The 23,764-nt window shown below is 43.9% G+C and carries 14 protein-coding genes; 11 read left to right on the top strand and 3 right to left on the bottom strand.

Going from position 1 to position 23,764, the window contains the following annotated elements; all coding sequences use genetic code 11:
* Window positions 1-42 precede the first annotated feature (42 nt).
* The 6 genes from B9A91_RS07600 to B9A91_RS07575 all read left to right on the top strand — a co-directional run bounded on the left by B9A91_RS07600 (window position 43) and on the right by B9A91_RS07575 (window position 11,460).
* Window positions 43-837 (top strand): lytic transglycosylase domain-containing protein, encoded by a 795-nt coding sequence (locus B9A91_RS07600; RefSeq protein WP_235012488.1) that lies wholly within the window; start codon window positions 43-45, stop codon window positions 835-837.
* Window positions 838-1,144: 307 nt separating this feature from the next.
* Window positions 1,145-3,010 (top strand): beta-N-acetylhexosaminidase, encoded by a 1,866-nt coding sequence (locus B9A91_RS07595; RefSeq protein WP_084237756.1) that lies wholly within the window; start codon window positions 1,145-1,147, stop codon window positions 3,008-3,010.
* A gap of 430 nt (window positions 3,011-3,440) precedes the next feature.
* Entirely contained in the window at window positions 3,441-6,692 is a 3,252-nt protein-coding gene (locus B9A91_RS07590; protein WP_084237755.1) for a SusC/RagA family TonB-linked outer membrane protein, read from the top strand.
* 25 nt (window positions 6,693-6,717) lie between these two features.
* Window positions 6,718-8,664 (top strand): RagB/SusD family nutrient uptake outer membrane protein, encoded by a 1,947-nt coding sequence (locus B9A91_RS07585; RefSeq protein ID WP_200815613.1) that lies wholly within the window; start codon window positions 6,718-6,720, stop codon window positions 8,662-8,664.
* A gap of 44 nt (window positions 8,665-8,708) precedes the next feature.
* Entirely contained in the window at window positions 8,709-10,001 is a 1,293-nt protein-coding gene (locus tag B9A91_RS07580; protein WP_084237753.1) for a DUF4959 domain-containing protein, read from the top strand.
* 22 nt (window positions 10,002-10,023) lie between these two features.
* Entirely contained in the window at window positions 10,024-11,460 is a 1,437-nt protein-coding gene (locus tag B9A91_RS07575) for a DUF4998 domain-containing protein (RefSeq protein ID WP_235012487.1), read from the top strand.
* 162 nt (window positions 11,461-11,622) lie between these two features.
* On the opposite strand, the gene B9A91_RS07570 is transcribed toward B9A91_RS07575, so the two are convergent.
* On the bottom strand, window positions 11,623-15,609 hold the full coding sequence (locus tag B9A91_RS07570; protein WP_084237751.1) for a hybrid sensor histidine kinase/response regulator transcription factor: 3,987 nt from the start codon (window positions 15,607-15,609) through the stop codon (window positions 11,623-11,625).
* Between the two features lie 316 nt (window positions 15,610-15,925).
* Between B9A91_RS07570 and B9A91_RS24100 the strand changes: the two genes are divergently transcribed.
* The 5 genes from B9A91_RS24100 (at window position 15,926) to B9A91_RS07550 (ending at window position 22,321) form a co-directional block, all read left to right on the top strand.
* On the top strand, window positions 15,926-16,093 hold the full coding sequence (locus B9A91_RS24100) for a hypothetical protein (RefSeq protein WP_159451662.1): 168 nt from the start codon (window positions 15,926-15,928) through the stop codon (window positions 16,091-16,093).
* Between the two features lie 40 nt (window positions 16,094-16,133).
* The gene (locus B9A91_RS07565; protein ID WP_084237750.1) at window positions 16,134-17,222 is read left to right on the top strand and encodes a glycoside hydrolase family 2 TIM barrel-domain containing protein; all 1,089 of its coding nucleotides are present in this window, start codon (window positions 16,134-16,136) and stop codon (window positions 17,220-17,222) included.
* A gap of 170 nt (window positions 17,223-17,392) precedes the next feature.
* A complete protein-coding gene (locus tag B9A91_RS07560) occupies window positions 17,393-18,439 on the top strand; it encodes a ferredoxin--NADP reductase (RefSeq protein ID WP_317043321.1) in 1,047 nt (348 codons plus the stop codon).
* A 95-nt stretch (window positions 18,440-18,534) separates the two neighbouring features.
* The gene (uvrA, locus tag B9A91_RS07555; protein ID WP_084237748.1) at window positions 18,535-21,378 is read left to right on the top strand and encodes an excinuclease ABC subunit UvrA; all 2,844 of its coding nucleotides are present in this window, start codon (window positions 18,535-18,537) and stop codon (window positions 21,376-21,378) included.
* Between the two features lie 10 nt (window positions 21,379-21,388).
* Entirely contained in the window at window positions 21,389-22,321 is a 933-nt protein-coding gene (locus B9A91_RS07550) for an NAD(P)H-hydrate dehydratase (RefSeq protein WP_084237747.1), read from the top strand.
* A gap of 5 nt (window positions 22,322-22,326) precedes the next feature.
* Here the strand turns inward: B9A91_RS07550 and lipA are convergent, their stop codons facing one another.
* Complete coding sequence (gene lipA, locus B9A91_RS07545; protein WP_084237746.1) at window positions 22,327-23,205, bottom strand: lipoyl synthase; 879 nt, start codon at window positions 23,203-23,205, stop codon at window positions 22,327-22,329.
* 68 nt (window positions 23,206-23,273) lie between these two features.
* Window positions 23,274-23,693: an META domain-containing protein gene (locus B9A91_RS07540; protein ID WP_084237745.1), complete on the bottom strand. Its 420-nt coding sequence runs from the start codon at window positions 23,691-23,693 to the stop codon at window positions 23,274-23,276.
* Window positions 23,694-23,764 lie beyond the last annotated feature (71 nt).

Below are 23,764 nucleotides of genomic sequence, written 5' to 3'. Positions count from 1 at the left end.
TTTGCAGGCGTTTTAAAATTGTTAACCAAAAAAAGGAGGAAGATGATAAAGAAACACATAATAACATGTACGGTAATTATAGCATTACTGGTTATGGCAAAAGTGTTTGCTTACAACATGCCCCAAGCAGCGAAAAGTAATTCAAAAGACGAGAAAAGTACAACAAAAAAAGATACAGTAACAACAAAAATCAGGAAGCCATTATCTCTTATGGCTCAGTTAAATTTTGCAGAAGAGTCGTTGCCTCTTGGAGATACCAAGGTGGAACGTAAAATGAAAAAGACCCTTGCTGCACATTACTTCAGTAATCTGCAAACCAACAGCCTGCATAGAAAAGCAGCAGAATGGTTTCCGATCATAGAACCTATCCTTGCCGCTTACGGCATTCCGGAGGATTTTAAATATGTTCCTTTGGTAGAATCAGGACTGGATGGAGGCACATCGCCTAAAGGCGCTGCGGGTTTTTGGCAGTTTATGCCCGGAACGGCCCGTATGTATGGCTTAAAAGTGAACTCGAAAGTGGACGAACGCAAAAACTTGCGTAAGTCTACGGTCGCAGCGGCAAAATACATCAAAGAACTTTATGGGATCTTTGACAGCTGGACTCTGGTAGCAGCAGCCTATAATGTCGGCGACAGCCACATGAAGCGCCAGATCAACAGACAACATCAGGACAATTATTTCAAGATGAAACTGAACCGCGAAACAGGTGGTTATGTTTACAAATTGATTTCCATGAAAGAGATCATGGAGGATCCTGTGCGCTATGGCTACAGAGCGCCGAGGGCTTTACTGGCTTATAACGCTGAAAAAGCTGAGGCCAGGCAGTCGGAATAAAAATATAGAAATACACGCAAATGGGGGAAGAGGTTGATCATCGATAAGAGATGATCAACCTCTTTTTGTTTCCTGGATCCCCGTCCGCCACTGCAATGGAATGATCGGGGAATGCCGTTTTTTTATGCCGGGTTCTGGCTGAGGCCTGGTCATTACTCAGGAATTTGATAAAACGTCTCAATCTTTGTGCATCCGGTATCAAAATGCTGACAGCACTCCTTCCGCATCTGATTCTTTGATATATTTAGCTAGCAGAATATTTTTAACTTTAATCGTTAACGTACACAAGTAAAACCAGATATATAAAATGAGGATGAAACCCGTATTTTTTCTATTGTGCCTGTTTGGGCTCAACCACCTGGATGCTGCATACAGCCAGAGCATTTCTGTGATCCCGCAACCACTAAATATGCAGGTGCTCCCCGGCAAATTTAGAATTAACAACTTTACTAAAATTACTTACGATGCTGACAATTCCGACCTGAAGTCGATTGGTCTTCAATTTTCTGATCAGGTAAAAAAACTAACTGGTTACGCTTTAAAAGTACTCCCGGCTGCTGGTGCCGCAGGCAGCAATGTCATTGTGCTGACCACCAGAAACTCGGTAGATAGCCTGGGCGACGAAGGTTATATTTTAGTTGCCAATACAACTTCGGTACGCATCAGTGGCAAAAAAGCAAACGGTGTATTTTATGGTGCACAAACCTTGTACCAGCTCTTGCCGGTAAAGGGTAACAGTTGTGCCTTTGTTAAAGCGCCGCTGATCCCGGCCGTAAAAATTGCCGATAAGCCGCGTTTTGGCTGGAGAGGCATGATGCTGGATGTGGGCCGGTATTTTTACTCGGTTGAGTTTGTTAAAAAATACATCGACTACCTTGCTTTACATAAGTTGAATGTGTTTCACTGGCATTTAACCGAAGACCATGGCTGGCGCATCGAAATTAAAAAACATCCAAGGCTTACTGCCGTTGGGGCATGGCGTAATGGAACGCAATTTGCGAACAACCAAATCGACAATACCCCTCACGGGGGCTTTTATACGCAGGATCAGATAAGGGACATTGTGGCCTATGCGAGAAAACGTTACGTAACGGTGGTTCCTGAAATTGAAATGCCGGGTCATGCTACCGCAGCACTGGTGGCTTATCCTAAGGTTTCCTGCACTGGCGGGCCGTTTAAAATGCTGGTAGGATGGGGCATACAAAAAGAAGTTTTCTGCGCCGGAAAAGAAGAGACCTTTAATTTACTGGAAGATGTGCTTACAGAAGTTGTCGCACTATTTCCTGGTAAACTCATCCACATTGGTGGTGATGAATGCCCTAAAGACCGCTGGAAAGTTTGTCCGGATTGCCAGGCCAGGATGAAAAAGGAAAACCTGAAAGACGAGCATGAGCTGCAAAGCTATTTCATCAGGCGGATAGAAAAATTCCTGACCACTAAAAATAAAAGCATTATCGGATGGGATGAGATCCTGGAAGGCGGCCTGGCACCTAATGCCGCTGTTATGTCCTGGAGGGGTACCGAAGGTGGTATTGCTGCAGCCAGGCAAGCACACGATGTAGTGATGACCCCTTACGATTTTCTTTACCTGGATTATTATCAGGGCGAACCTTACCTGGAGCCAAAAGCGATAGGGGGCAATCTGCAACTGGAAAAGGTATACAACTATGAGCCGGTCCCTGCGGTGCTTACCGCCGAAGAGGCAAAATACATAAAAGGGGTACAGGGTAATGTATGGGCCGAATTTATCCATTCACCCGAAAAAGTAGAATACATGGCCTTTCCACGTGCTGCCGCAATGGCGGAACTGGCCTGGACCATACCAGCCAGAAAGAGCTGGACTGACTTTAGCCGCAGAATTGAAAAGCAATACCAGCGTTACGATGACCTGGGTATCAATTACGCCAAAAGTGCCTATAATGTATGGCATACGGTAAGTGTTGACAGCCTGGGCAATAAAGCAACGGTATCTTTCAAAACCAATAGCTATCAGCCTCAGATACGTTACAGTCTGGATGGTTCCATGCCAACTGTACATTCGCTGGTATACAGCAAGCCCTTTGAGGTTAAGCTGCCTGTAACCATTAAGGCTGCTACTTTTAAAGAAGGACGCCGCATGGGGGCAGTCAGTTCCAGGTCAATATTTATAGATCAGAATAAGCAAAGTAAATAGCCGGATACGAAGCACACAGATACCGCAGGGAATTCCTGAAGAAAGCCTGAGAATTATTATCCTCAACGATGGTTATTACATTTCGGCATATTCACTGTATTTTGATACAAATTGCACAACATTTGATCAGCTGGATCAAATATTAATTCATTTATTAGCGTTACCAATAGCTAACCAAACCAAACTAAAATTGCCATCATGAAAATTACGATACTCGGTCTTACTCAAATTTAACAGCCAGGAAGAAGAGGGAAGTTTATTCCCGGGATTCATGGCAGTTTCTCCGGCATACAATCTTATTTTTCAATACCGGGTACGTAACCATTATATAATTTCTTTGACAAATATTTTAAATAAGCAATGAAAGGAACATGATCCGTCCATGAAATAGACAGTAAAACCTAGTAATAAACGATATAAACAATTAATTATGAGAAAAAAAACTACAAAATTTAGTTTAATCGGCTCAATCAGGTGGTTAGGTACAATGGCTGTAGTAATTGTGCCGCCTTTTATTCCCCTTTCACTTGGTGCAAAGGCTGTGGATATGGGTAAAGCGGCGTCCGTTACCTATGGTCTTAATGAACGCATGTTTTTGTTTCAGGAACGTATCATAACCGGCCGGGTCAGCGACGCTAATGAGGCTGGAATAATCGGAGCGGGTATAAAGGTTAAAGGAACAAAGATTGCTACAGTTTCGGATTTGAACGGAAACTTTTCAATCACGATTCCGAACAACGACGCCATACTGGAGATTACGTCTATTGGCTATGCGTCAAAAGAAGTGCCCGTTAAAGGCTTAAAGGAAGTCCGTGTCACCTTGCAAGAGTCAACATCTACTATGGACGAGGTTGTCATAACCTCTTTTGGTACACAAAAAAAGGAAAGTGTGGTCAGTGCCATCTCAACAGTTCGACCTGGTGCCATGAGAAACCCGTCAAGTAACCTAACGACTGCTTTGGCGGGAAGGGTTGGTGGAGTGATCGCTTATCAACGGTCCGGAGAACCAGGGCTCGATAATGCTGAATTTTACATCCGCGGCGTTACGACTTTTAGTACATCAGGTAAACGAGATCCGCTGATCCTGATTGACGGTGTAGAAATGGCAACAAATGACCTCGCCCGGTTGAACGTAGACGACATCGCATCCTTTTCCGTACTAAAGGATGCCAGTTCCGCGGCACTGTATGGCGCACGTGGAGCAAACGGCGTGATTCTCGTGACAACAAAGGTAGGGGCAGTAGACAAATTGTTGATCAACGTAAGAGCTGAGCAGTCCAACTCTTACAATACCAAGTTAGCCGAACTGGCCGATCCTGTTACCTACATGAAACTTCACAACGAAGCGGTGCGAACACGCAACGCCCTCGTAGATCTACCCTATTCTTCTTCGAAAATCAGGGAAACAGAGCTGGGCACCGATCCGATTCGATATCCATCTGTAAACTGGTATGACTATTTAATAGACGATAAGGCGATCAACCGCCGTCTTAACCTGAACCTCACCGGTGGGGGACAGTCTGTACAGTATTACCTGGCTGCCAACTTTCAGAATGACAAGGGAATACTAAAAGAAAGCGAACAAAATCTAGTCGAGAATAACATCAATATCAATCGGCTTCAGATACGCTCGAATGTGACCATTAAGTTTGCACCAACCACTACTGGTGTTGTGCGTGCATACGGATCATTTGATGATCGGAGTGGCCCTTTTATTCCCAGTATGGTAGACGAGTTGGGCAACACAGTATCGGGCGGCGCGGCAGTATTCCGCGCGGCGCGAAATGCATCGCCGGTGAAGTTCCTCCCATTTTATCCGGCAGACGCAGCCAACGAATTTACTGAGCATATCCTTTTCGGTATGAATCCGGAAATGAATTTTTCCAACCCCTGGGCGCAAGTGGTGAGCTCATTCCAGGAATCGAAAGAGTCTATGATGCTGCTGCAAATGGAAATGGATCATAAATTTACCGGGAATCTGGAGGGTTTAACTGTAAGAGGAACATTCAACGCGATGCGAAAAGCGTATTATGCACAAAACCGCGCGTATCGTCCATTTTTTTACAGTCTTGCAAATACCATAGACGGTTCTTACCAGTTAACGCCGCTCAATCCAGACAGCGGTACTGAGTATCTGAACTTTGAAAGTCAGGGCAGGACGGTCAATGCGTCCCAGTACGGTGAACTTCGCATGCAGTACAATAAAACCTTTAATAAAAAGCATGATCTCAATGCCTTATTGGTTGGTACAATCAGGAACGAAACTGGTACCCTTCAAGCTGATGCGAGGGTGTCTGATGACCTTCAGGCCTCTCTCGCAAGAAGGAATATCTCTTCAGCCGGCAGGTTATCTTATGGATATGATTCTCGCTACTTTCTGGAACTAAACTTTGGATATAACGGTACCGAACGTTTCGCCGAGCAGAACCGCTGGGGATTTTTTCCTTCTGCCGGCGCTGGGTGGATGATCAGCAATGAACCGTTTATGAAGGGTATGCAGGATGTGATATCTACTTTAAAATTACGTGCTACGTATGGTAAGGTCGGAAACGATCAGATAGGCTCTTTGTTTGATCGGTTTTTCTACCTGTCTCAGATCGATATGAACGGGGCCGGATACTGGTTTGGTCTGAATAGAAACTACCGTTCGGGTATTTCTATTGATCGGTATGCCAACGACCTGATAACCTGGGAAGTTGCTAAAAAGACAAATTTTGGTTTAGAGCTTGGATTGTTCAAGGATCTGACGCTTATAGCAGACTTTTTTCAGGAAACCCGAAGTAATATTCTTCAGACCCGGGTAGATATACCAACTACGATGGGTCTTCGGGTAGTCCCTCAGGCAAATGTTGGAGTGGCCCGGGGAAAAGGATTGGATGTGGAGCTAACATACAACAAACACTTCACTAACGGTTTATCGTTAATGATAAATGGCAATTTCACTTATGCAGCCAGCACAGTTAAGAAGTGGGAAGAACCAGATTATAGTGATGTTCCATGGCGTACCCGCGTTGGACAGAAGATTAACCAGCCGATAGGTTACATTGCCGAGCGACTGTTCATTGATGAGGAAGAAGTAAACAACTCGCCCAGACAATTATTTGGAGAATACGGTGCAGGAGATCTTAAATATAAGGACATCAACAATGACGGTCAGATCAATTCGGACGATATGGTAGCCATTGGTTACCCGACTATTCCTGAGATCATTTACGGAAACTCGTTCTCGGTAGCATATAAAGCCTTCGACATCAACTTCTTTATTCAAGGATCCGCTAGATCCTCCTTCTTTATAAACCCCGCTGGTATCTCTCCCTTCCTTAACCAGGGACAAAAAGCGCTGATGCAAACGATCGCAGACGATCATTGGTCTGAAACGAACAGGAATATAGAAGCATTCTGGCCCCGCCTATCTGAGTACACCATCTCAAATAACAATCAGCCGAGTACGCATTGGCTGCGAAACGGAACCTTTATACGACTAAAACAGGCGGAAATAGGCTATACTTTACCCGAGCGGTTGACTAAAAGGGCCCGCATGAGTATGATGCGGGTGTACCTCAGCGGGACCAATTTGTTTTACCTTTCTAAGTTTAAGATGTGGGATCCGGAAATGGGCGGACTAGGCCTGGGATATCCGGTTCAGCGCGTGTTTAACTTAGGTTTGAATGTTAAATTTTAATAATGATCTAAGAATGAAGAATATAATGAGAATAATAGTAGCCTTTTCTCTGATGGGAATTATGAGCTGCAAATACCTGGATGTGGTACCAAATGATACAGCGACATTGGACCACGCCTTCTCCAATCGCTCAGTAATGGATAAGTTTCTGAGAACATGTTACTCACACTTGCCAGATCCGACCGATCCGTTTTACTACCCTGCCTATTTTACCAGCAGGGACGAGTTTGACTGGAGGAGCGATAACAGGGCTGGAAATACGCCCGCCGCCCAAATTTCACGTGGACTTCAAAACACGAATAATCCGCTGCAGGATTACTGGACGGGGGGGCAGGGAGGTAAATCAATGTATAGAGCCATACGTGACTGCAATATTTTTCTAGAAAACGCACATATTCCCCGTGATATTGACGAACTGGAACGCGCCCGATGGATCGCCGAAGTGAAATTCCTGAAGGCCTATTACCATTTCTTTTTAATGCAATTGTATGGCCCCATCGTGTTGGTGAAAGAAAACCTGCCCTTATCGGCTACTCCTGAGCAAACGAAAGTATATCGCGAACCAGTGGATGAATGTGTAAACTATATCGTGCAGTTGCTGGATGAGGCGGCGGTTGATTTACCATTGGCACTTCCAGATCCGACGACAGAACAAGGCCGGATTTCCCAAACTATTGTAAGGGGTATTAAGGCGAAAGTCTTAGCCTGGGGAGCCAGCCCATTATTTAATGGTAATCCGGATTATGCAGGTTGGGTCGATAAGCGCGGGAAACAATTAATATCCAGTACTCCTGACCCTAAAAAATGGGAGAGAGCTGCGGTAGCCATAAAGGAGGCCATTGATGCTGCCCATGAGGCCGGGCACCGCTTATATGAATTCAACAAGTTTGCAGGTGGCGCCCAAACATTCGCGATGAATGACAGTTTGGTGCAGCTGATGACTGTCAGAAAGGCGATTACTGAATCGATCGACCGAAATCCAGGCGTAATCTGGGCCACGCAGGAACAATTTGCAAATGGTAAAGGCGGTTCCACCTTTGCTCCGCTGGGAAATATGCTTGCAAGTCTTTTTCCGGTATTGTATAGTACGGATCAGCCTAGTTATATCAACTACATGTCTGCTTCCTGGCATATGGGTGAATTGTTTTATTCAAACAACGGTGTTCCGATTAATGAAGATAAAACCTATGACTACAATAACAGATATAGCTTAAAACGGGCAACCTCGGCAGATCATCATCAATCTTATATTGCTACCGGCGAAGTAACCGTCCTTCTTCACTTCTTTCGGGAGCCGCGTTTTTACGCCAATTTAGGTATCGACAGAGGATTCTTTGAGCTATCCACTACCACTACCAATGGCGGCGTCTCATTTGCCCCCTTCATTAAGAGTCGTCCTGATGAGATTGGACCAGCAGCAGGCCACGGTGCATATACTCCTAAAAAGATCATCCCGTTCGAGTCATCCGCCAGCCAGGGAGATGTGAATAAGCGATATACAGCACATCCTTATAACTTTCCTTTACTGCGCTTATCAGATCTCTATTTGCTTTACAGCGAGGCACTGAACGAAACAAAGGGCCAGCCAGATGCAGAGGTCTACAAATGGATTGACGAGGTGCGCGCTATGGCGGGATTGAATGGCGTAGTACAGTCGTGGCAACAAGCGGCATTTAATCCTGACGCACCAGCAAATAAAAATGAGATGCGTAAAATTATTCAAAGAGAGCGCCTGATCGAGCTTTCGTTTGAGGGACAACGCTTTTGGGATGTACGCCGATGGAAAACGGCTGGTCAGTATTGGAGCCTCCGTCCTATGTCCTGGACTCCATCAAGAGAAACAGAACAATTTTATGTTCCTTTCGTCTATAGTCAAGTTGTACGCCAGGTTACATTTAGAGATTACTTATATCCTATCAGAGACTACGACTTACGGATTAATCCAAATTTGGTTCAAACGTATGGCTGGTAATAACGCTAAGTACAGAATTGGAATTATTAATAAAGATTACTTTTATGAAAAAATATAGATTTATAATGGCGGTATTGGTTTTATGTACCTTTTTCGCCTGCAAAGAGGAAATTGACAAGCCGGGTGGCAGATGGTCTTCCGGACCAATAGAGGTTGATCAGATAACCCCTATTAACGGAGGAGCGACGATTACGTACAAACTCCCAAACGACCCCGACTTACTTTACGTGATGGCAGAATATGAGCGGAACGGGAAAATGTTTACCGAGAAATCGTCTGTTCATAAAAATACGCTTACAATCGAAGGATTTAATACGCTGGACAAAGTGCCATTCCGCCTGTACATGGTTAATAAACAGGAACAGCGTTCAGAGCCTCTTGAATTAGAGTTTAAGCCCCTGGAGTCACTTATCAGCATTGCCAAGAATTCTCTGAATATGATACCGGGATTTGGCGGTATTGTTGCGGATTGGAGTAATCCAAAAAAGACGGAATTTGGTGTCCGGTTGATGGTTAAAGACGAAAGAGACGGACTGGTAACCAAAGAAATGTATTTTTCCTCGAGTGAAAAGGAACGCCGCGCTTTTAGGGGCTTTAATCCAAAAGAGACTACTTTTGCGATCGCTTTTGAAGATAAGTGGGGAAATATATCGGACACGACAGTACTTAAGACAACTCCATTTTTTGAGACGATGGTACCGAAACCATACGCAGATTTTCGGTCAAGTATCCCTTATGACAATATCACTAATCTTTCTGGTAGAAACATTAGTGCACTATGGGACAACATTGTTAATACTGCCTCTCACGGATGGTTGACTCAATCCGGAGGCGGCAGCGGCATATCTATGACTATTGATCTCAAACAGGTTGTCAAGCTCAGCCGGATTGTTATTCATGGTTATCATCTCAACTCTGTTTACGGACAGGCAAATATTACTCAATTCGAGGCATGGGGATCAAAAACAATGGATTTTACTAAGTTGGCTGACCGTCCGTACTGGTTGGACGAGTATGCTGTCCGCAATAAGAACATCAGAGACCTCGATGGGATTAATGAAACCACCCAGCTTCCTGCCCGGACATTTAAAGATGACTGGCAATATTTGGGTTGGCATGCCATACCTCGCTATGACAGAATGGTTCCACCAGATCCACAGGGCGCATTAAACCTTGCGGCAAACGGTACGGAATACGAAATTCCACTGGATGCCGGCCCCGTGCGATATATTCGAATATTTGTACGTGAAATTGCAGGTGTAATGCCGCCTCCCGTAAGCAATTACTGGTCTATGGGAGAGATTACTGTTTATGGTGATAACACAGTTCCACAATAGAAATGGAATAAACTTTATACAGATGAAAAAGATAACTAAAATAGTTCCCATAATATTAGCCTTCATAGCAGTCGTTTTATTATTATTGCCGTCTTGCGACAAAATGGACGACATTCAGCGAAAATATGCTGAGAAAGAAGAGCAGGTCTATTTAGGAAAAGTAGACTCCATTAAATATTTTTCGGGATTCGGAAGAGCAAAGATAACATGGTATATCGGCTCCGATCCCAAGGTAGAAAAGACCATTATCTACTGGAATATGAGGAAAGATTCAATTGTGAAAGAATTTGTACGTAAAGGACCAGGAGTCCAAAAGGACTCGGTGATCATTGAAAACCTTCCTGAAGGCTCCACACTTTTCGAATTCAGGAATATAAACAACAGAGGGGAAACCTCATTATATTCGTCTTCAACCGTCAATGTATGGGGTTCAGAATTTGCAGATGGCTTGCGTGCGAGAAATTTAACAGCGTTTAATTTCGACTATGCACAGTCACTTTTCACGCTAAATCTTTCGCCATCGACCCGCGGGGATAGTGTTATCTATTCAGAAATTGTTTACAAGGACAAAGTTGGCGTGGAAAAAACAGTGAGAATAGAGCGGACTACAGAGCAAGTTCAATTACCTAACTTTCCCGACGCCGGGGAGTTTAAATTCAGAACTGTTTTCTTTCCACCTCAAGGGGTAGATATCGTTTACAATAAGTTTAAAACCTATCGGGCACCAGAGGCAGTCTCGAACAGAGGTGTAAAACTTTCCGTTACAGGAAGGATAGCAAGTAAATATTTTACGGGCGAAGGACAAAGTTTATATGAGTGGAATGCTACAGGCGGCATCATTCGTTATGCTGTAAACGCGGACGGATCGTTAACCCAAACAGCATCCATGGCTTCGCTCGTTCCCCGCGCTACTTATCGCGATTTCTTCTATTACGATGAGGATCGGTTTATCGGTATTAATACCGCCGGTGCTGTGTCCATGCACCAAATTCAAAATGGCCAGCTAATTTTTGTAAAAGCAACGCCCAGTTCAGCAAACACTTTCGGAACCGGATTTACTATGCCGAGGTTTTTACCCGGTAAAGGTTTCTTCTTCTCAGTACTAGCCGCCTCGGCAGATGTATTGACTTCAGGGGAGGTAAAGGCCTGGTATGCAAAAAATGATGCTACATTTGGGGCGCCCAACGGAATTACCGTAGGAAAAGGATATTCTATTTATGAACCACTTACTATGTTCAATAATCAATCTCTTTTGGGGGTTGACGTCAGTGGAAATCTATGGAGCATTCCAGTCACGGCGAATGGTTCTTTAGGATCTAGAAGTCGTATCGGTACCGGCTGGAATCGATTCAAAAAAATAGTGGCTGTTGGAACATCGTTGCTTTGTATGGAAGAAAACGGTAATTTTTACGTATTTAATAATTTTAATTCGACTGATAAATATTGGATTGTAAATTAGCGATGGTTATCATCCCATTCTTTATTTTTTACATCAGGAGGGCTGATAGTGATTGATTAATTTCGAGATAATTGATAGCCTGTACGCTAAGAGATAATTAAAAAGTATGGTTCATATGGGGTATTCTGTTCAAGTCTCCTATGAACCATACGCTGTAAACTATTAATCAGTTGTGATCAGGTGCTTCGATGCAGCATATTCAGAAGGTGTCATGCCAAACTGTTTAAGAAAAGATCTCCCAAATTGGGCCTGAGAACTGAAGCCCGTCATGGAAGCGATCTTCAGGATCTTATGGTTGCCTTCGACCAGGAGCTCGGCTGCCTGTTTAAGTCGGGTGATGTTAATGAGCTCGTGCGGTGAAAGGTTGGAAATGGCCTTGATTTTCCGGTATAGAGTTGGCCTGCTCATGTGCATGATCTCGGCCAGTTGATCTACGTCCAGGGATTTGTTGTCCAGATTTTTACGGATAGCCTCATAAAGTGTTTCCAGAAAAGCCTCATCTGCTTTATTGTAGGCCATACTCTTGATGTGAACCAGCGGAGAACCTGCAAAGTAGTTTTTAATTTTATCCCTGCCTGCCAGTAAATTGGAAACCTGGGTTAACAAATGATCGGGAGAGAAAGGTTTTTCCAGGTAGGCATCAGCACCAACTTCCAGGCCTTCTATCTTAGACTGCAAGGTGTTTTTGGCGGTGAGCAGGATGATCGGTATGTGTGCGTATTCCAGGTTCTCTTTCACCGCCCTGCACAATGCTATTCCATCTAAAACCGGCATCATGATGTCGCTGATGATCAGATGGACACTTTTTTCTTTTAAGATATCCAGCGCTTCCTGTCCGTTTCCAGCTTGTAATACCACAAAATTTTTAGCTAATTTACCTGCAATGAAGGTACTGATCTCTGTATTGTCTTCTACGACTAAAATGATGGGACAATTTGTCGCGCCTCTTTTTTGTAAGACGCTTTTTGCCATAGGGCTTGTTTCTGTTAAACTGATTTTAAATTCTTGTTCATGGCGTATGGGTAGGGTCAATACAAAGTTGTTGTATTTTTTATCCTCATTTTTTAGTCGCAAAGTCCCCTCATGCAATTCAGTAAGGGAGCGGGCCAGGGGCAGGCCAATTCCTGTTCCTCTTTCCGATCCTGCACTGGTCATTCTGAAGAAGGGTTCGAAGATCTTTTCCCGGAAATTTTCTGGAATAACTTTGCCGTCACTGGCTACGGTGATCACAAAATTGTGCTCATAGGTGACCAGCTTTACCGAAATTTCGCTTTTGGAATATTTTACCGCATTATCGATCAGATTACCGAATATCTTATTTAGTGCTTCTGGATCGGCATAAGCATAGAGTGGTATCTCTGGTAAATCTACAGTTAATTCCAGTTTTTTATGTTCAATAGCTGTTTTGAACCTGGAACAGTTCTCTTTCAGAATGTCGTTGATGTTTACATTTACAAAACTGAGGTTAAAGCCTTCAATCTCAGCTTTTCTGAAGCCCAGGAGTTGATCGGTCAGTTCTATCAGACGGTTGGTGTTTTTTTCCATGGTCGTCAGGTTTTCTTTGACCTGGGGCATGGCTTCTGCATGGCGCATCACTTCCTCTAAAGGACCTTTGATCAGGGTTAGGGGTGTTTTAATTTCATGGGTAACATAAGTGAAAAACTCGATTTTAGCCTGGTAAAGCTCTGTTTCCTTTTTAGACTCCCAGCGCTCAATCTTTCTTTTATTTTTATCACTGGTCCTTTGATGGTAATATTTTATCCCATAATATAGGGCCGTTACCATCATGATGGAGTAAAGCAGGTAGGCCATAGGGCTTGCCCAGTAAGGGGGGGCGATGATGATTTTAAGACTGATGATATTGGGATTCCAGATGCCACTGCTATTTGTTGCTTTTACCTTAAACGTATACGTACCCGGTGTAAGATTAGTAAAATAAACTTTCCTGTTGGTTTTAAGGTAAGTCCAATTTTGGTCCAAACCTTCCATGGTATAGGTGTATTCTGTCATTTCGGGCGCAGTAAATCCTAAGGCCGCAAAATCAATGCTAAATGTGGATTGGTGGTGTTCAAGGTTCAATACTTTGGTAAAATTGATGGATTGGGTTAAAGGAGAATTCTTTTGACCGATTTGCAGTTCTTTGTTGTACACCTGGAAGCCTGTAATGTAAATTGGTGGAACAAACAGGTTTTTTCTAAAGCCATCTGGCAGAAAGCTGATCATTCCTTTAACGCTGCCAAAATACATCCGGCCATTCTTATCCTTATACGCCGAACCATAGTTGAACTGATCGTTCAACAAACCATTGGATCTGGTGTATAGTGTTATCTTTTCATCTGGACTAAAACATACAAGTCCACGCGAGGTGCTGATCCATAGGTTCTGCTTTTGATCTTCCAAAATCCTGTAGAAAACATTGCTCTGAAAGCCATTTTTAATGGAGTACCTGGTGAAATTTTTTTCTTTTTCATTAAAGCGGTTGAGCCCGTTTTCTGTAGCTATCCAGATATTGCCTTTGCTGTCCTGAAAAATGCTGTTGACGGCATTACTGCTCAGGCTTTTTGTATTGTTCTCTTCCGATTTGTAGTTTATGGAATGTTTGTTGGCTACGGTGAAAACATACAGGCCGTACGTTGATGATCCTACCCAAATGTTGCCAGAGCGATCTTCCAGCACATGATGGTAATGCAAATTTCCAGGCACTTCATTCAACAGGCTGAAGTCATCGCTAAGTTTGTTGTATTTGTACAGTCCATAAGAACTAGCCAGCAGGATATCGCCTGTACTTGTTTTAAGGATGGATTCAATAAAATTGCTTTTTAGCTGATTTGGAGCTTTTCCTGCCCGGTAGTGCCTGATTACCTTTGAGGTGTTGATGTCCATGACATCCAGCCCGTGTTCAAAAGTCCCGATCCATAGTTCATTATCTGTAGCCAGCAGGCCATGGATATTGGTATGACTGATGCTGGTTTTTTTGCTTCCTGGTTTAAAATGTTTAAACTGTCCTGTTTTAAGATCCAGCTTGTTTAACCCGGCATCTTCTGTACCAATCCAGAGATTCCCTTTTTTGTCGCTACATATTTCGTTCACGGCATAGCCGCTTAAGCTGTTGTTACCAGTCTGTGGAATAAATTTATCAAAGGAAGTGAATTCCTTTGCATAATAGTTTACGCCCCCGAAATAAGTTCCGACAAAAATCCCTCCTTCTTTATCCTTGCATAAGGTGTATACAGCATTATCTGAAATGGAATAGGGATAGTTAAATTTATTGCGCAGGTTTTTATACCGGCCCGTTTTTAGGTTGTAAATAAACAATCCAGACTCGGTGGCGATCCAGTATTCGTCGTTTCCGATATCCATAAAATCACGGGCATAAATGGCAGTTTGGTCGGCGTTGGAGGTTAAAAGTTCTTTGTAAGTTAAAGTTTTCAAATCGAAGATTTTGATGCCCTGATTAGAGGTGCCTACCAATATGGATCCCTTTCCGGTATTGTAAATCTTTTCTATCCAGTTGGATATAGCGGGTTCAGATTTGTCAAAAACGCTGTAATTGCTGAATGAATCTGTTGCGTGGTTATATTTTTGAATGAAACCATCCATTGATGATACCCATATTTCGTCTCTTTCACTGATACTGAGAGAGGTTGTTCCTGGATGTGCTTTGTTCCTGTAGGTGATGTTCTGCTTTGTTTTTTCATTGTAGCGGGAAAGGAACAAGCCTGCTATGTACCATATATTTCCCCGGCTGTCTGCATTTACATCTCTGATGTCATATCCTTTTGAAGGGGAAACCAGGCTAAAGCTTTCCTTAAGTGGATCGTATTTATAGAGCCCGGCGAGTGTGCCAACCCAAATGGTCTGGTTTTTATCTTCATACAAGCTGTGGATGAAATTGTTGCCGATGCTTTCCGGATTATCGGGATCATTTCTGAATATTTTAAATGTATAACCATCAAATCTGTTTAAGCCATCTTTTGTGCCAAACCACAAAAATCCCTTCTTGTCCTGTAAACTGCAGATCACAGAGTTGTAAGATAGACCGTTCTCCACCTGGTAGTGCCTGAAGGAGTACGACTGGCTGTAACCAATGCTTACCACGCTGAACAGCAAAAAAAATACAAGGAATAGTTTGGTTATGTTGGTGTACATATCAGGTTTGTTGTGGTTATCCTAAAGATAGTTCTAAAACTCAGATAAACGAATATAAAATGTATCAGTTATTCAGACCAATAATAGACACATTTTTGATACAAATTGTACAACATTTGATCAGCAGGATCAAATATTAATTCTTCTATTAGCACCATTAACAAATAGACAAACTAAACCAAACTAAAAAATGTCTGTATGAAAAAAACTACTACAAGCAAAGGCTTTAACGACCTGAATTAATTCTGTTAAAAGTGGCCAGGCAGGCGTGCTGGTCTGCTTTGGTTTTAATTGCATCAGATATAAGGTTGTCAGCATGGCCGATCCTCATGCATTAAACCGGCGGATCATCCGTTTGCCTGTCTGCTATTACTGGAAAATGGGATTTATGGTCCCAATGTTAAAGCAAGCTTATTCTGCAAATACGGAAGTATGGACGATCAAAGGGCCTGTAGTAGCGGACACAGCTGCTGATCCTTTGTAATAGCACAATAAAAAATCAAGAATAATAAAAATCACAAACAATGAGAGACCTAAAAACCTATCTATCGCTATTGTTATTTGCCCTGGTGTTTCAGGCCTATGCACAAACGCAAACCCGACAAGTCAACAAGCAACCCAGAGAAATATGGACAGTAGAAAAAGCCAATAAATGGTATGCGCAATGGGGATGGCTGCGTGGTGCCGATTTTATTCCAAGTACTGCCATTAACCAGCTGGAGATGTGGCAAAAGGAAACTTTTGATGCTGCAACGATAGATCGGGAACTGGGCTTTGCTGAGGGTATAGGAATGAACTCTATGCGTGTTTATTTACATCATGCCGCATGGCAGAAAGACCGGGAAGGTTTTAAGGCCAGAGTAAAGACTTATCTGGATATTTCAGATAAACACCATATTTCTACCCTATTCGTGTTGTTTGATGATTGCTGGAACCCAACTTTTAAAACAGGAGCCCAGCCCGGTCCTAAGCCGGGAATCCACAATTCGGGCTGGGTTAGGGATCCGGGAGACCTTTATCACGAAGACCCTAAATTGGTGGATACGCTGGAGGTTTATGTAAAGGATATCCTGGCAACCTTTAAACACGACAAGCGAATTGTGCTTTGGGATTTGTACAATGAGCCAGGCAATTCGGGTTATGGTAATAAAAGTATGGATTTGTTAAAAAAAGTGTTTGAGTGGGGACGTACAGTTGATCCCGATCAGCCACTCTCTGTGGGCGTATGGAAGCGGGACCTGAAAGAATTGTCTGATTATCAGATCCGAAATTCTGATATCACCACTTACCATAATTATGGGGATCCTGCAGACCACCAGCATTGGATTGATGCACTCAGGAGCGTATCTGATCGTCCACTTATTTGTACCGAATATATGGCCAGAACAAGAAACAGTCTGTTTGGCAATATCATGCCGCTACTTAAAAAAGAACATATCGGTGCATACAATTGGGGTTTGGTGGCGGGTAAAACCAATACCAAGTATGCCTGGGATACCCCTATACCAAACGGTGCAGAACCTAAAATCTGGTTCCATGATATCTTTAATGCAGACGGATCGGCCTATAGACAGGATGAGGTGGAGCTGATCCGGTCGCTAACCAAAAAATAAAGTACATGATACTGAAAAGAAAATTGCTTATCATGCTTTAAGAGTTGACCATAGAACAGGAAAGGCAGCGGGAACCGACAGAAAGATGCTGATCAATAAAATTGAATACAGTGATGGCTGGCCAGAGGTCATCGTAAGCGTTTTTTTGTTATTTTTACCGCGCTATGGTAATGATCAAACTGCGCATAACCGAAATGACCTTTTGTCCGGGTGAAACACTGATCATCAGTTTTGAACCGGTAGGCGGACAAAAACCAGCCTACCTTGCCGGACAGTTTCTGACCCTTGTTTTTGATGTAAACGGAAAGGAATTGAGAAGATCTTACTCCATATGCAGTTCACCCGATACAGATGAGCCATTGGCGATTGCCATAAAACGTGTGGAAAACGGGGAAATATCCCGGCTGCTGCACCATAAAACATCGCTAGGGGATGTGCTTAACGCTGTTGAGCCGAGCGGGAGATTTTTTTACCAGCCGGATGCTGAAATCAAAAGAACTGTATTCCTGTTTGCTGCGGGTGTTGGGATTACCCCTTTATTTGCCATCCTGAAAACCGCACTTGTGCGTGAACAGAACAGCAAACTCATTTTGATTTACAGCAATCGTTCCGCTGAACAAACACTTTTCTACAAAGAGCTGAACACCTGGCAGGAACAATATCCGGACCGTTTTAAAGTGGTGTATGTTTTTAGCCAATCGCAAAACCTGATGATGGCACGCCTGAACGGCCCGCTTATAGAAAGGCTTGTGGCCGAAAACCTGGAATTCGATAAAAGTGATACTTTGCTGTATACCTGCGGTCCAATAGACTATATGGATGTCTGCCGGATCACATTGCTTAACCTGGGTTTTGACCAGGCCCAGATCAAAAGGGAAACATTTGTGCTTCCTGAAGATGAACTGGATGAAGATGATGCAACCGAGAAAAAGATCAGGCATACCAATACCTATACCGTAGTGCTGAATTTTCAGAACAATATTTACCACCTGGCTGTTCCCTATAACAAAACCATACTGGATGCAGCGCTTGAAAAAAAAATCAATCTGCCTTACAGCTGTCATGCCGGGATATGCAGTACCTGTACAGCCAATTGTATTAAGGGAGGAGTGGAAATGGATTATAATGAGGTGCTGATGGACGATGAAATTGCTGCCGGGAGGGTATTGATCTGTACGGGACATCCTACTGAAGACGGTACAACAATTGTATGGTAAGTATGCTGTGAAAATGATAAAATTTTTAGCATTTTTGCAGTTGAAAAAAATATGACCTTTAACGTATAGATTCAGTATCATTTTTTTAAATATATATGAGCAAAAATACCGTTGACCTTGGCGAGCAAAAAGATGTTGAAGTGTATGGGGCCAGGGTGCATAACCTTAAAAATATAGATATTTCTTTTCCAAGAAATAAACTGGTAGTCATTACCGGCTTAAGCGGAAGCGGAAAGTCATCACTTGCCTTTGATACCATTTACGCTGAAGGACAGCGCCGGTATATGGAAACGTTCAGTGCCTATTCCCGTCAATTTATGGGAGGGATGGAACGACCGGATGTAGATAAAGTTTCCGGTTTGAGCCCTGTGATAGCCATTGAACAGAAAACCACCAGTAAAAACCCGCGCTCTACCGTAGGTACCATTACCGAGATTTATGATTTTATGCGTTTGTTGTACGCGCGTACAGCTGATGCTTTCTCCTACAATACGGGGGAGAAGATGGAGCGCATGAGCGAGAATCAGATCCTGGAAAATATCTTCAATAAATTCGGTAATATGCCGGTTAATATTCTTGCGCCAGTGGTAAAAGGGCGTAAGGGGCATTACAGGGAATTGTTTGAGCAGATCCGTAAACAGGGTTATGTAAAGGTGCGCATTGATGGGGATATCCAGGACATTACACCTAAAATGCAGGTAGACCGATACAAGATCCATGATATTGAGATTGTGGTAGACCGGTTGATCATCGACCGTAAGGATGTAAAGCGGCTGCAGGATTCGCTGCAAACCGCGATGCGCTTAGGCAAAGGCATCATTAACATCAGCGACAAGGACAACAATGTATCCCACTTCAGCCGCTTTCTGATGTGCCCTACAACAGGGATTTCCTATGACGAGCCGCAACCCAACAGCTTTTCCTTCAATTCGCCCTATGGGGCATGCGAGAACTGCGACGGCCTGGGCTATATCTTTGTGGTAGACAAAGAATCAGTGATGCCCAACCCTAAATTGAGCATCATGAACGGAGGGCTTGCCCCTTTGGGCGAATACCGCGACATCTGGATGTTTCAGGTCTTGAAAGCCCTGGCAAAAAAATATAATTTCTCTTTGTCGACCCCAATTGAAAAACTGGGCGATGACATCATCAATATCATTTTGAATGGCTCGCCTGAGTTGCTTTCCGTGGCTGTAGAGTACAACAAATGGAATGTACAGAATTACCAGATCACTTTTGATGGCATTATTAAATTGCTGGAAGAGCAGCAGGAACGCAAGGGTGAGGGGGCTGTTGATGACATGGAGGCTTTCAGAAAACTGAAAACCTGCCCGGTTTGTAACGGGGCAAGATTAAAAAAAGAAAGCCTGCATTTTAAAATTGACGGCAAGAATATTTTTGAACTGGCTGAGATGGACATCAGCAGCATCAGGGCATGGTATGTAGACCTGGAGAGCAGGCTTTCTGAGCGCCAGAATACCATAGCCAAAGAGATCCTGAAAGAGATCAGGGCAAGACTGGGTTTTCTGAGTGATGTAGGTTTGAATTACCTGTCGCTAGACCGTACCGCACGTACCCTTTCGGGTGGAGAGGCGCAAAGGATCAGACTCGCTACACAGATCGGATCGCAGCTGATGAATGTAATGTATATTCTGGATGAGCCGAGCATTGGGCTGCACCAACGCGACAATGAACGCCTGATCGGCGCTTTAAAGAACCTGCGTGACCTGGGCAATACGGTTCTGGTGGTGGAGCACGATAAGGATATGATCCTGGAAGCGGATTACGTAATCGATGTTGGTCCGGCTGCTGGGGTGCATGGCGGTGAAATTGTTGCGCAGGGTAGTCCGGATGAAATCCTGAAATCAGATACCCTTACTGCCGCTTATCTTAATGGCAAAAAAGGCATAGAGGTGCCTAAAAAACGCAGAAAAGGAACCGGCCATAAACTTTCCATCATCAAGGCCAGTGGTCATAACCTGAAGGATGTTTCCGTTGACTTTCCGCTGGGTAAGTTCATAACCGTAACCGGGGTATCAGGGAGTGGAAAATCCAGTCTGATTACGGAGACTTTATACCCTGTTTTGAACCATCATTTTTTTCGGGCTAAGAAGCATCCTTTGCCTTATGAAAAAATCAATGGCTTAAAGGAAATAGATAAGGTGATCGAGATTGACCAGGCGCCTATTGGCCGTACACCACGTTCCAACCCTTCTACCTATACCGGCGTGTTTTCAGACATCCGGAATTTATTTGTTCAGTTACCTGAAGCCAAGATAAGAGGGTATAAGCCAGGACGTTTTTCTTTCAATGTAAAAGGCGGGCGCTGTGAAACCTGCCAGGGTGGGGGCATGAAGGTTATAGAAATGAATTTTCTGCCCGATGTGCAGGTACCCTGCGAGGAATGCCAGGGCAAACGGTATAACCGCGAAACACTTGAAGTGCGTTACAAAGGTAAATCCATCAGCGATGTGCTGGATATGAGTATAGAGGATGCCTGTGATTTCTTTGAACATATGCCTTCCATTTACCGGAAGATCAAAACATTAAAAGATGTTGGTTTGGGCTACATTACACTGGGGCAATCGTCTACCACTTTGTCTGGCGGTGAGGCCCAGCGGGTGAAGCTGGCTACAGAACTTTCCAAAAAAGATACCGGCAATACCTTTTATATTCTGGATGAGCCCACAACTGGCCTGCATTTTGAGGATATAAATGTGTTGCTGGGTGTGCTTAACGAGTTGGTTGACAGGGGAAATACTGTATTGGTTATTGAGCACAACCTGGATGTGGTAAAAGTAGCCGACTGGGTGATTGACCTGGGTGAGGAAGGCGGTGCCGGGGGGGGCAGGATCATATTTGAAGGAACACCCGAAGGCCTGATCCAAAGCCCGATCAGCCTGACCGGCAAATTCCTGAAAAAGGAAATGGGCCTGTAAAATAAACGTTATGGCAGTATTTTTAAATAGCTTTCTGCCTGATTCTGATGCCGACAGCAAATTGCAGCTGGTAGATGAAGGATTGGATAAGCTTGGTACCGAAGCGGACAGTTCGCCTTATAAACTGATCAATCAGGCCGACATTGCTACCATTTTAAAGCCTAGAAGAGCTTTTTCCCATAAAGGAACTTATGGTCATGCCCTGCTCATTGCTGGTGACATCAAAACTATGGGCGCCGCCCTGCTGTGTGCAAGTGGTTGTTTGTATGGGGGAGCCGGCCTGACTACCCTGTCTGTGCCCGAAAGTGGACTTACTGCCTTAAATTCAGTACTCCCTGAGGTGATGTACCTGGAGCGCAAGCAGCTGGTCAAGATAAAATCATTAAAAAAATACAATGCCATTGCCATAGGCCCTGGTTTAGGGAAACATCTGGAAGTGATAGGCATTATTGAGGAACTGGTAACTTTAAAAGTCCCTGTTGTTGCCGACGCCGATGCGTTAAATATCCTGTCTAAAAGGGCAGACCTGCTTTTTCACCTGGCAAAAAATTCCATATTTACACCACATTTAAAGGAATTTGATACCCTGTTTGGTAAGCACAAGAACTGGTGGGAAAGGTTGCAAACGGCCAGGACAATGGCAAAAAAACTGGGTGCTGTCATTGTACTGAAAAACCAGTTTACCTTTATTGTGGATCAGGAGGGGGATGTATTGATTAACCCGACCGGAAATCCGGCTATGGCCCAGGGGGGCATGGGGGATGTGCTTACAGGGCTTATTGCGGCTTATGTTGCCCAGGGCTATAGCGCCAAAGCTGCTGCCTTGCTGGGCTGCTATTTTCACGGAAAGGCCGGAGATGAATTGGCTGTAGATCATCACAACATCACAGCATCCAGCCTTGCAGCACAGCTGCCGCTAAGCGTTAAAAGGTTTTTGAGGTAGTTTCGCTAAAAATCGAACAGGTGTTTTTCTGCATGGTAAGAGGAACGCACCAACGGACCACTTTCTACATACTTTAAGCCCTTTTCCAATCCGATTTCCTTGTATCTTTCAAACTGATCAGGGTGGATCCAGTCTACTACAGGATGGTGGTTACGTGTAGGCTGCAGGTATTGCCCCAGTGTTAAAATGTGTACACCATTCGCTACCAGGTCGTCCATGGCTTCCAATACGTCTGCTTCAGTTTCACCAAGGCCCAGCATGATACCAGTCTTAGTACGTAATCCAAATTCTGAGATGCGTTTCAAAGCTTCCAGACTTCTGTCGTACTTGGCTTGTATGCGCACCTGCCGGGTTAAACGGCGTACAGTTTCTACGTTGTGCGATACCACCTCCGGGCGTTCCTCCAGTACACGGTACAGGTTGTCCCACTGCCCCTTAAAATCAGGGATCAGGGTTTCCAATGTCGTTTCAGGACTTTCCCTTCTGATGGCTTGCAGGGTTTCGGCCCAGATGATCGACCCTCCGTCTTTCAGGTCATCCCTGTCTACCGAAGTGATTACACAGTGTTTGACCTGCATCAGCTTCACTGAGTTGGCTACACGGTTAGGTTCATCTGTATCAACTGCTAGTGGCCTGCCTGTGGCAACGGCGCAGAAAGAGCAGGATCGGGTACAGATGTTACCAAGGATCATAAAGGTAGCCGTTCCGGCTCCCCAGCATTCGCCCATATTCGGGCAATTGCCACTTTCGCAAATGGTGTGCAGCTTGTGGGTGTCCACAAGACTGCGTACCTGTGCATATTCTTTGCCAACAGGAAGCTTTACTCTAAGCCAGTCTGGTTTACGTTGTACTTGGTTTTCTGAAACAACCGGTAATGCGATCATGATGCAAAGTTACGCAATAGGTTTGAATTGTTATAAACATGAAATGTTTACCGCATGTAAACAAAAACCTATTTCCTGGTATAGCGCATAACCACAATGTCACCTTGCAGCATGACCAGGGTATTGCCCTGTACATCGTAACCGGTTACTTTTTGCAGCATGTCTAAAAATACTTTTTCGCCGCCGCCTTCACAGTACCTCATGGTCATGGGGCCGGGCTGTGATATGCTCATGTTGTTCCCTTTAATGGTAAGCTTACAGCTAAAACCGTTACAGCTGGTATTGCCGCTGATGATTTCAGGGTTTTCTTTGAAATTAATTGTTGGTTTGTCATTGGGGAACAGGCCATCGAAGGCAATTCTTGGGCCTGTAATGTAATTCAATACCCAGTCTCCGGTTAATTTGCCTGCAGATTTGTTTTGTTTCATCGTGTTGCATGCTGTTAATCCGCTGATGCTGATGAGGATAAGAAAGATGATTTTTTTCATGGTGTTTGTGTTTATCTGTACTTAAAGTTAACAATTGCCGGGATATTTTATAAATAATAATGATTTACGCA

This window comes from Pedobacter africanus (assembly GCF_900176535.1).
Lineage (GTDB): Bacteria > Bacteroidota > Bacteroidia > Sphingobacteriales > Sphingobacteriaceae > Pedobacter > Pedobacter africanus.
The sequence above is the reverse complement of the archived record's forward strand: the minus strand, read 5'-3'. Positions and strand labels throughout refer to the sequence as shown.

What these genes read in the sequence shown, in the direction of transcription:
- B9A91_RS07600 (WP_235012488.1), top strand. Translation starts at nt 43, where the DNA reads ATGATAAAGAAACACATAATAACATGTACGGTAATTATAGCATTACTG.
- B9A91_RS07595 (WP_084237756.1), top strand. Translation starts at nt 1,145, where the DNA reads ATGAGGATGAAACCCGTATTTTTTCTATTGTGCCTGTTTGGGCTCAAC.
- B9A91_RS07590 (WP_084237755.1), top strand. Translation starts at nt 3,441, where the DNA reads ATGAGAAAAAAAACTACAAAATTTAGTTTAATCGGCTCAATCAGGTGG.
- B9A91_RS07585 (WP_200815613.1), top strand. Translation starts at nt 6,718, where the DNA reads ATGAGAATAATAGTAGCCTTTTCTCTGATGGGAATTATGAGCTGCAAA.
- B9A91_RS07580 (WP_084237753.1), top strand. Translation starts at nt 8,709, where the DNA reads ATGAAAAAATATAGATTTATAATGGCGGTATTGGTTTTATGTACCTTT.
- B9A91_RS07575 (WP_235012487.1), top strand. Translation starts at nt 10,024, where the DNA reads ATGAAAAAGATAACTAAAATAGTTCCCATAATATTAGCCTTCATAGCA.
- B9A91_RS07570 (WP_084237751.1), bottom strand. Translation starts at nt 15,609, where the DNA reads ATGTACACCAACATAACCAAACTATTCCTTGTATTTTTTTTGCTGTTC.
- B9A91_RS24100 (WP_159451662.1), top strand. Translation starts at nt 15,926, where the DNA reads ATGGCCGATCCTCATGCATTAAACCGGCGGATCATCCGTTTGCCTGTC.
- B9A91_RS07565 (WP_084237750.1), top strand. Translation starts at nt 16,134, where the DNA reads ATGAGAGACCTAAAAACCTATCTATCGCTATTGTTATTTGCCCTGGTG.
- B9A91_RS07560 (WP_317043321.1), top strand. Translation starts at nt 17,393, where the DNA reads ATGATCAAACTGCGCATAACCGAAATGACCTTTTGTCCGGGTGAAACA.
- uvrA (WP_084237748.1), top strand. Translation starts at nt 18,535, where the DNA reads ATGAGCAAAAATACCGTTGACCTTGGCGAGCAAAAAGATGTTGAAGTG.
- B9A91_RS07550 (WP_084237747.1), top strand. Translation starts at nt 21,389, where the DNA reads ATGGCAGTATTTTTAAATAGCTTTCTGCCTGATTCTGATGCCGACAGC.
- lipA (WP_084237746.1), bottom strand. Translation starts at nt 23,205, where the DNA reads ATGATCGCATTACCGGTTGTTTCAGAAAACCAAGTACAACGTAAACCA.
- B9A91_RS07540 (WP_084237745.1), bottom strand. Translation starts at nt 23,693, where the DNA reads ATGAAAAAAATCATCTTTCTTATCCTCATCAGCATCAGCGGATTAACA.